The 9,480-nt window shown below is 63.4% G+C and carries 9 protein-coding genes; 5 read left to right on the top strand and 4 right to left on the bottom strand.

Annotation, left to right across the window (positions count from 1 at the left end):
* From GY769_12065 to GY769_12050, 4 genes are all read left to right on the top strand, one after another.
* The coding region (locus GY769_12065; GenBank protein ID MCP4202657.1) for a hypothetical protein at positions 1-935 on the top strand (935 nt) is incomplete at its 5' end.
* A 72-nt stretch (positions 936-1,007) separates the two neighbouring features.
* Complete coding sequence (locus tag GY769_12060; protein ID MCP4202656.1) at positions 1,008-1,691, top strand: succinate dehydrogenase cytochrome b subunit; 684 nt, start codon at positions 1,008-1,010, stop codon at positions 1,689-1,691.
* A 1-nt stretch (position 1,692) separates the two neighbouring features.
* Positions 1,693-3,609, top strand: a complete 1,917-nt coding sequence (locus tag GY769_12055) for a fumarate reductase/succinate dehydrogenase flavoprotein subunit (GenBank protein MCP4202655.1) — start codon at positions 1,693-1,695, stop codon at positions 3,607-3,609.
* A gap of 4 nt (positions 3,610-3,613) precedes the next feature.
* The gene (locus tag GY769_12050; protein MCP4202654.1) at positions 3,614-4,351 is read left to right on the top strand and encodes a succinate dehydrogenase/fumarate reductase iron-sulfur subunit; all 738 of its coding nucleotides are present in this window, start codon (positions 3,614-3,616) and stop codon (positions 4,349-4,351) included.
* A gap of 92 nt (positions 4,352-4,443) precedes the next feature.
* Here the strand turns inward: GY769_12050 and GY769_12045 are convergent, their stop codons facing one another.
* The 3 genes from GY769_12045 to GY769_12035 all read right to left on the bottom strand — a co-directional run bounded on the left by GY769_12045 (position 4,444) and on the right by GY769_12035 (position 7,164).
* Positions 4,444-6,000: a mercuric reductase gene (locus tag GY769_12045; GenBank protein ID MCP4202653.1), complete on the bottom strand. Its 1,557-nt coding sequence runs from the start codon at positions 5,998-6,000 to the stop codon at positions 4,444-4,446.
* The gene (locus GY769_12040; GenBank protein ID MCP4202652.1) at positions 5,993-6,712 is read right to left on the bottom strand and encodes a TVP38/TMEM64 family protein; all 720 of its coding nucleotides are present in this window, start codon (positions 6,710-6,712) and stop codon (positions 5,993-5,995) included. The genes GY769_12045 and GY769_12040 overlap by 8 nt, the downstream gene beginning before the upstream one ends.
* A 116-nt stretch (positions 6,713-6,828) precedes the next feature.
* Positions 6,829-7,164, bottom strand: coding sequence for a hypothetical protein (locus tag GY769_12035; protein MCP4202651.1), 336 nt, complete (start codon positions 7,162-7,164; stop codon positions 6,829-6,831).
* Positions 7,165-7,241: 77 nt separating this feature from the next.
* On the opposite strand from GY769_12035, the gene glnA reads away from it, so the two are divergent.
* Positions 7,242-8,696, top strand: a complete 1,455-nt coding sequence (gene glnA / locus GY769_12030) for a type I glutamate--ammonia ligase (protein ID MCP4202650.1) — start codon at positions 7,242-7,244, stop codon at positions 8,694-8,696.
* A gap of 13 nt (positions 8,697-8,709) precedes the next feature.
* On the opposite strand, the gene GY769_12025 is transcribed toward glnA, so the two are convergent.
* A partial coding sequence (locus GY769_12025) for a DUF4301 family protein (protein ID MCP4202649.1) occupies positions 8,710-9,480 on the bottom strand: 771 nt, incomplete at its 5' end.

Raw genomic sequence — 9,480 nt, 5'->3', positions numbered from 1 at the left:
TCCTGATCACCGACGACAACGTGTTCGGTACGCCCGCGGAGGACGCCTTTCGGCGCGATTTCACCGTCAACGCGCTGTTCTACAACATCGCCGATTTCTCCGTGGTTGATTTTGTCGGAGGCATCAAGGATCTCGAGGCGGGCGTGATGAGGGTGATCGGCGACCCGGATCTCCGCTTTCGGGAGGATCCGGTTCGAATGACGCGGGCCTGCGAGATGGCCGCTCGGCTCGGTTTCACCATCGACGCCGCGACTCAGGAGGGGATCGTTCGGCATGCGGACGAGATCCACAAAGCCGCACCGGCGCGTCTAGCCGAGGAGATCGGGCAGATCTTCCGAAGCGGTGCGGGCTCAAAGGCCATGCAGTGGATGCACGAGCTCGGTCTGGCCGACGCGCTATTCCCCGAGCTGCAGGCAATCTTCGATGCCAGGAATGCGGGACTCGGGGACTTCTCCGAGGCGATTCGGATGCTCGATCGGAAAGCGGCCAAGGGGGAGCAGGTGTCCGAGATCGCGCTCTATTCCTGCCTGCTTCTGCCTGCCATCGTGTTCGCAAACCCGAACGTGATGAGCGCGGATCTGAATGTCCGGGCCTTGCGAGACGATATCGGCACGACCACGGCGCCGTTGTTTCAGCGCCTCTCGATAGCCAGGCACAAGGTCGAGCAGGTGGCGCAAACCGTGGCCGCCCTGCGTAAGCTCGACCGCGGGGACTGGACGACTCGAGACCGCGTGCGATTCTCGCAGCGGCCGTATTTTGCCGACGCGCTCCTGACGTACGAAGCCTGGATCACGGCGACGGACTCGGATCCGTCCGAGCTGCGGCAGTGGCGGAGGGTCGCCCGAGCTCGCTCCCAAGCCACCTCCGAACGCCGCGGCAAGCCGACCCGGCGGCGCCGGCGGCGACCCCGAAAGGGGCGCCGCAGAGCGGGCTGAATCGGACTCGGTTAAGCTGCCTTTTCGGGCGGGGACACCTCACGATTTTCGAATAAGATATTCGAACGGCTTATGTCATTCCTTCTGAATCTCTACAGATCGGCGATTGGCAAGAAGGCGGTCATGGCTTCGAGCGGCCTGGTGTTCGTGGGCTTCGTTTTGGGCCACATGGCCGGAAACTTCAAGATCTTCCTGGGTGCGGAGACGTACAACCACTACGCGGAGTGGCTGCGCGAGATGGGCAGCCCGCTTCTGCCTCACGGCGGAGCTCTCTGGATAGCCCGCGTGGTTCTTCTGGCGGCCGTGCTTCTGCACATCTACTCGGCGTGGAGCCTGACCCTCGAGAGCCGCAAGGCCCGGCCAAAGCGTTACCGAGTCCTGACCCCACAGCAAGCGACCTACGCCTCCAGAACCATGCGCTGGGGAGGCGTCATCCTGCTGCTTTTCATCCTCTATCATTTGGCCCATTTCACCTGGGGATGGAGCTGGGCGCACCCCGACTTCGAGCCCGGTAACGTCTACCGGAACGTGGTCGAGGGCTTAAGAGTTCCTTGGGTCGTTGGCTTTTACGTCGCCGCGCAGCTGGCCCTGGGTCTTCACCTCTACCACGGCTTCTGGAGCGCTTTTCAGAGTCTCGGATGGGACCACAAGGTCATCGATTCCTGGCGGCGCCCAACAGCCGCCACGATTGCCGTCGTCGTGACCCTGGGCAATATTTCCCTCGCACTGTCAGTTTTGATGGGATGGGTGAGTTGACATGAACCTCGACGCCAGAGTCCCCGCTGGACCGCTGACCGAGAAGTGGACCAAGCACAAGTTCGAGCTCAAGCTGGTCAATCCGGCCAACAAGAGAAAGTTCTCGGTGATCGTCGTCGGCTCCGGCCTGGCCGGAGCCTCGGCCGCGGCTTCGCTGGGCGAGCTCGGCTATCACGTCGACTGCTTCTGCTACCAGGACAGCGCCAGGCGGGCGCATTCGATTTCCGCTCAGGGTGGCATCAACGCGGCCAAGAACTACCAGAACGACGGCGACAGCATCTGGCGGCTCTTCTATGACACGGTCAAGGGCGGCGATTTCCGTTCGCGCGAAGCCAACGTCCACCGACTGGCCGAGGTCAGCGTCAACATCATCGATCAGTGCGTCGCCCAGGGCGTTCCCTTTGCGCGCGAGTACGGCGGCGGCCTCGCCAACCGCTCGTTCGGCGGTGCCCAGGTATCGCGGACGTTTTACGCCCGCGGACAGACCGGTCAGCAGCTCCAGTTGAGTGCCTATCAGGCGCTGGCCCGGCAGGTTGCTGCCGGCATGGTCCGGATGCATACCAAGACCGAGATGCTCGACCTGGTCGTCGAGGATGGGCGGGCTCGGGGCATCGTGACCCGCGATCTCACCAACGGCGAGATCGCCTCCTGGTCGGCCGACGCGGTGGTGCTGGCGACCGGCGGGTACGCGAATGTCTTCTTCCTCTCGACCAATGCCAAGGGCTGTAACGCCACGGCGATCTGGCGCGCGTACCGGCGCGGCGCGCTGTTCGCGAACCCGTGCTACACCCAGATTCATCCGACCTGCATTCCGCAGCACGGTGACTACCAGTCGAAGCTGACCTTGATGTCGGAATCCTTGCGCAACGACGGCCGGATTTGGGTACCGAAGACGGCGGGTGACTCGCGATCGGCGGATCAGATTCCGGAAAGCGAGCGCGACTACTATCTCGAGCGCCGCTACCCGGCGTTCGGCAATCTGGTGCCGCGAGACATCGCATCCCGAGCGGCGAGGATCGTCTGCGACCAGGGCTTGGGCGTTGGTCACGGCGGCCGCGGCGTTTATCTGGACTTCGCGGACGCCATCGGCCGACTAGGCAAGGCGAGCGTCGAAGCGAAGTACGGCAACCTCTTCGAGATGTACGAGCGGATCACCGGCGAAGATCCCTACCGGGTGCCGATGCGCATCTACCCTGCGCCTCACTACACCATGGGCGGTCTCTGGGTCGACTACGATCTGATGTCGACGATCCCGGGCCTGTTCGTCATTGGCGAGGCCAATTTCTCCGACCACGGGGCTAACCGGCTCGGGGCTTCGGCGCTCATGCAGGGCCTGGCCGACGGCTATTTCGTTTTGCCCTACACCATCGGGAACTACCTGGCGCCGCGTATGGGCGAAGAGCCTTTGGCCACCGACCACCCGGCCTTCAAGGACGTCGAGAACCGGGTTGAAGAACGCTTCGCCAAGCTGCTGGCGGTCAACGGCAAGCGCACGGTCGATTCGCTGCACCGCGAGCTGGGCAAGATCTGCGAAGACTACTGCGGCATGTCTCGCGATCGAGAGGGGCTGGCCGGGGCGATCGGCAAGATCCAAGCCTTGCGTGAGGAGTATTGGCAGAACGTTCGAGTGCCGGGCGCGGCCCAAGATCTCAACCAGTCGCTGGAGAAAGCCGGCCGAGTTGCCGACTACTTCGAGCTCGCCGAGCTCATGTGCCGGGACGCCCTCGATCGAGAGGAATCTTGCGGCACGCATTTCCGCGAGGAGTATCAGACGGAGGAGGGTGAGGCCCTGCGCAACGACGACGACTACACGTACGTTGCGGCCTGGCAGTGGACGGGCGAGGGAGCCGAGCCGCGGTTGCACAAAGAGGATCTCGAGTTCGAGTACGTGCCACCCACCCAACGGAGCTACAAGTGAGGCCATGCGTCTAACTCTTCATATCTGGCGGCAGAAGAACGGCGCTGACGCCGGCGGCTTCGTGAGTTACCCGCGGGAAGACGTCTCGCCCGACATGTCGTTCCTGGAGATGCTCGACGTGCTGAACGAAGAGCTGATCGAGGCGGGCGAGGAGCCGGTCGCCTTCGACCACGATTGCCGCGAGGGAATCTGTGGCGCCTGCGGCGTGGTGATCAGCGGTTCCGCGCACGGGCCGGAGCCCGGTACCGCGACCTGCCAGCTGCACATGCGCAAGTTCAAGGACGGTGACGAGATCAGGGTCGAACCGTTTCGTTCGCGGGCCTTCCCGATCTTCAAGGATCTGGTCGTCGACCGTAGTCCGCTGGACGCAATCATTCAGGCCGGCGGCTACATTTCCGTCAACACCGGTAGCGCGCCGGAGGCGAATCTCACGCTCGTCCCAAGGGCGGACGCCGAGCGGGCGATGGATGCGGCCGAATGCATTGGCTGCGGCGCCTGTGTGGCCCAGTGCCCCAACGGCGCCGGCCAGCTCTTTACCGCCGCCAAGGTTTCGCATCTGGCACAGCTGCCTCAGGGCCAGCCCGAGCGGGCCACCCGGGCCGGCGCCATGGTGGCGGTGATGGAAGGCTACTTCGGCAGCTGTTCCAACTTCGCCGAGTGCGAGGCCGTCTGCCCGAAGGGCATCTCGATCGACTTCATCGCTCAGATGAATCGGGAGTACTTGCGCTCCCGCTTCAAATAAGCGGGCGTCTGGCTGGCCCCCTGGCGGCCGAATCTACGTCGAGGACGCCCGACGGGAGCGCAACGCGGCAGATCGGCGTACCCCTGCGCTTTCTAGCGGAAGAGCTTGAAGAAGATTTCGAAGATCTTCGACACCGTCGGGGTCAGCTTGCCGCGACGCCAGGTGTCGGCGGCCTTCTTGATCACTTCGGCCTGAGTCGGGTAGGCGTGGATCGTAGCCGCGATCTGGCCCAGTCCGACCTTGTTGGTGACCGCGAGCGACAGCTCACCGAGCATGTCGCCGGCGTGATCGGCAACCAGAGTCGCGCCCAGGATGCGATCCTTACCCTTCTGCACGTGCAGCCGGAGGAAGCCCTCGTCGCTGCCTTCGAGCACCGATCGGTCGACATCGGAGAGTGGAATCGTGACCGTTTCGACCTCGAGCCCCTGCTTCTCGGCGTCCTGCTCGTACATGCCGACGTGGGCGATCTCGGGATCGGTATAGGTGCACCAAGGAACCACCAGGTCGCCGGCCTTCTTGCGCCCAAAGAACAGCGAGTTCTGGATCGCGATCCGAGCCAGGGCGTCGGCGACGTGGGTGAATTTGAACCGGGACGCGACGTCACCGACCGCGTAGATCTTCTTGTTGGAAGTGCGAAGGCGGTCGTCGACTTGGACGCCGTGTTTGGAAAAGTCCACGCCGGCAGCTTCGAGCCCGATACCGTTGACATTGGCGACTCGCCCGACCGCCAGGAGCAACTTGTCGAAGCGCATCTCCCGGGTGGTCTCGCCTCTTTCGAAAGAAATCAAGGTCTCGCTGTTGCGGGTTTCGACGTTCTGGATATTGACGCCGAGCTGGAGGTCGACGCCGTCGCGGATCAGGGCCTGCTGGACGATCTCCGCGGCGTCGGCGTCCTCGCGTACCAGCACATGAGGGGCGATATCGAATATCGCAACCCGGCTGCCGAAACGAGCGAAGGACTGAGCCAGCTCGCAGCCAATCGGACCCCCCCCGATGACGGCCAGCGTCTCGGGCAGCTCGGTGAGGGTGAATACGGTCTCGTTGGTCAGATACTGCGACTCTGCAAGCCCGGGGATCGGCAGAATCATCGGACTGGCACCGGTTGCGATCACGGCTCGGCGGAACCGGAGTCTCTCGCCGCCGACCTCGAGCGCGTCCGAAGCTACGAAGCGGCCCTCGCCGATGAATACGTCGACGCCAAGGCCGCTGAACCGCTCGGCGCTGTCGTGGCGGCTGATATCGGCCCGGAGTCTACGCATGCGCTCCATCACCGCGCCGAAATCGCCGGGGCCCTGGGCCGTCGGCGCGCCGAAGGCGTTGGGAGCCTTGGCTGCGTGCCAGGCTCTTGCCGCGCTGATCAAGGCCTTAGAGGGTACGCAGCCATAGTTGAGGCAATCACCTCCCAGGAGCCTCTTCTCGACCAGCGCGACGCGCGCCCCCAGGCCCGCCGCTCCGGCCGCGCTCACCAATCCTGCGGTGCCGCCTCCGACGACCACGAGGTGATAGCGCTCGGCGGGTTTCGGATTGGGCCACTCGACCGGATGGACGTTGTCGATCAGCCTGAGATTATGGTCGTCGAGGGGCTCGAGAACCTCGCGCAGCGCCGGATCGAGACCTTGCAGGTTCGGGGAGCGACTCGGCTCAGTCATCGGATACCTCCTGGCTCAGCGCGCGTTTGGCGATCCGCGTCACCACGGTGGTCACGATCACCGTAGCCACAAGGCCCAGGGTCAGCACCACCCAGTATCCGGCATCGCGCTCAACCTGGGCCCCGCCGGCAACGGCAGCCAGGCTGCCCAGTGCCTTGCCGTAATAGACGTAAAGAAAGGTGCCCGGGATCATGCCGAAGCACGCAATCAGGTAGTCGCTGAATCGGACTCGCGTGAGGCCGAGTGCGTAGTTGAGAAGGTTGAACGGGAAGACGGGGGAGAGTCGGAGCAAGAAGACGATCTTTCGTCCCTGTTGAGCCACGGCCTGGTCGATGGTCTGAAAGCGAGGCTTGGACTCGAGCTTTCTCTCGACCCAACTCCGAGCCAGATAGCGGGCCACGAGGAATGCCCCGCCGGCGCCGAGCGAAGCGCCGAAAAAGACAAAAAGCGTGCCTCGAGCCAATCCGAAGATTGCGCCCGCGGCCAGGGTCAGCAGCGAGCCCGGGATGAAAGCGACGGTCGCGATCGCGTAGCCGGCGATGAACACCAGTGGCCCCCAGACACCCAGGCTCTCGACCCAGGCCGCGAATTCGGGCACGTAGGAGCCCAGCTGGCGTCCCAGCCAGACCAGGACCACGAGGCCCGCGATGGCCGCAAGGATCTTCAGAGCCCCCGGCAGTCGGCTCGCGGTACGGTTTCCTTTGTCACTCATTGAGGTTAGGCTCTGCGCTGGGAGTTGTTATGGGAGAGGCGGCGCCCGGCATCGACTCGCACCAACCTACGAGCCGGCAGATGAAACGGTTCAGGGCGAGCGCGGTGCGGCTTTCTCTAAGCTGTGGCCCAGAGGGCCGTGGCCAGGAGCACGCCGCTCACGCCTGCCAGCAGCGCCGCGACGGCGGTCAGATTGCCCCAGAGAGTTCCTTCCTTGGCGGTCTTGCCGAGAACGAACAGGCTGAGGCTCGCCAGGATGAGTTGTCCGAAGACCATCGTCGTGGTCAGCCATCCGGCGATGGACTCGCCCGGGGCTTGCCCCAGTGCGCTCTTGAGGTTGACGCCGGCGAGAACGATCGATGCGGCGAAGACCAAGACAGCGCAGATATCCCACTTCCTGGGCCGCGGAAGCTCCCAGCCGAGTATAGGCAGTTTGATCGCGTCCTCTCCCAATGGCTCCTCCCGTTCTTGTCCGTTTGGGCGGACCAGATGGTAGCACAAGCCGGGGTTGTCGAGGTTGCGGGGAGGCCATGCGCGCCATCTTCCACGATTTGCTCAGCGCACAAGAAAAGATCGACAATTTGCACGATTTGTGTTGCTTTTTGAGTTTGTGTGCTCTAAGTTTCGCGCGAACGACAAAAAAGGAGAACAGTTTGACGACTCGAGCCGAAATCTTGAAAGCCGTAAATCGCGAGAAGGTGCGTTTCTTGCGCCTGCAGTTTACCGATTTGATGGGCACCTTGAAGAACGTCGAGGTGCCGCGCAGTCAGTTTGCAAAGGCTTTGGACGGGCAGATCATGTTCGACGGTTCGTCGATCGAGGGCTTTGTCAGGATCGAAGAGTCGGACATGCTGCTGGTCCCGGATCTCGACACCTTTCAGGTGAACCCCTGGGCAAGCGCCGACGGCACTCGAGTCGCGAGACTGATCTGCGACATCTACCGGCCCGACGGGGGCGAGTTCGAGGGTTGCCCGCGCCTGGCGCTCAAGCGGCAGGTCGCCAGGGCGAAGTCCAAGGGCTACAAGATGGTGGTCGGACCCGAGGCCGAGTTTTTCCTGTTCCAGAAGAACAACGCCGGCACGGTTTTGGTGGAGACCCACGACGTCGGCGGCTACTTCGATCTGACACCCGTGGATCTGGGCGAGGAATGCCGGCGAGACATCGTAGTAGTACTCGAGGCCATGGGCTTTGAAGTCGAGGCCGCGCACCACGAGGTGGCACCGGGCCAGCACGAGATCGACTTCAAGTACACCGAAGCCGTGGACGGAGCCGACAAGGTGGCTACCTTCAAGTTCGTGGTCAAGAAGGTCGCGCTCGACCACGGGCTGCACGCCACCTTCATGCCCAAGCCGCTGCTGGGCGTCAACGGCTCGGGGATGCACACTCATCAGAGCCTGCTGGACAAGAACGGCAAGAACGCCTTCTACGCCAAGACCGGTGACTGGCAGCTGTCCAAGGTCGCGATGGGTTACATCGGCGGTATCCTCAACCACGCCAAGGGCTTCGTGGCGGTGACCAACCCGCTGGTGAACTCCTACAAGCGGTTGGTTCCCGGCTATGAGGCTCCCACCAATATCGCCTGGTCAGAGAAGAACCGAAGCCCGCTGGTCCGGGTGCCGGCCAAGCGGGGCATGTCGACTCGCTGTGAAGTCCGCATTCCGGATCCCGCCTGTAACCCGTATCTGGCATTTGCCGTCATGCTCGCCGCCGGGCTGGACGGGATCGCCAACAAGGCCCACGCCGGCCCTCCGGTCAACAAGAACATCTTCGCCATGAGCCAGCGCGAGAAGAAGCGCCGCAGGATCGAAGAGTTGCCGGCCGACCTCAATAGCGCACTCGACGCCCTCGAGAAGGACAAGGTCATGATGGCGGCTCTGGGCGATCACATCGCCGGCCATTTCTTGCACGCCAAGCGCCTGGAGTGGGCCGACTACATCAGCTACGTACACCCCTGGGAGCAGGATCGGTACTTGGGGGCCTGTTAGAAAACCCGATGATCTAGTCCTGGGGCGAGCCGGTCGCCCGGTGCTCCGGCCTCAGAAGGTCGAGGACCGTCTTGACCGGAGTGAAAGTGGCGAGCGGAACTTCTACGAATGCCGTGTTCCAGCCGGCCATTGCGCCATTCCAGAGTCCCGGGCGCTCGAGAACTCTGATGGTCTCTCCTCGGTGCTGCTTGCTCGCCACCAAACTCGCGCGGGGATCGGCGAATCGAGACAGATCGTAGGACTTGCCTTTGCGATCCAGCAGAGAGCACACGACGTCCACCGGGTTGAAGTGGCTGGCGCTCTCGAGGATCTCGGCCTGGTCGGCCGACTCGAGATCGATCTGGCTCGTCTCGACGATCTGGCCGGTCTCTCCGAACCCTGGACTCTCGACCCAGAACGGCCCGCCGCCGGGCTCACCGACGTTCTCGACGACGCCGCAGACCCTCAACGGGCGGTCCAGCCGCTCGATGAGGAAAGCGCGAAGCGTAGCCGGCGGTTCGGTTGTGATCTGGCTGGAGAGTCCGAGAGTCAGGTGGTCTTGGCAGAACGAGAGAGCATCTTCGGCGGCGGCCGCGTCGCCCCGCTCGAGCCTGTCGAGTAGCTCGGAAATAGCGGTTCTCAAACGGAGGAGATGTCCTCCGAGGCGCTTTTTCCAGACGGCCGACTGCTGATGACGCCAGGCCGGAGCGATGTTGTCGATGTTCTTGATGAAGATCACATCGGCGTCGATGCGGCCCAGATTGGTGATCAGTGCGCCGTGACCGGCGGGGCGAAACACCAGATG

This window comes from bacterium (genome assembly GCA_024224155.1).
Classification (GTDB): Bacteria; Acidobacteriota; Thermoanaerobaculia; order Multivoradales; family JAHEKO01; genus CALZIK01.
Note: the sequence above shows the minus strand (reverse complement) of the source record. Positions and strands in the feature narration are given on the sequence as shown.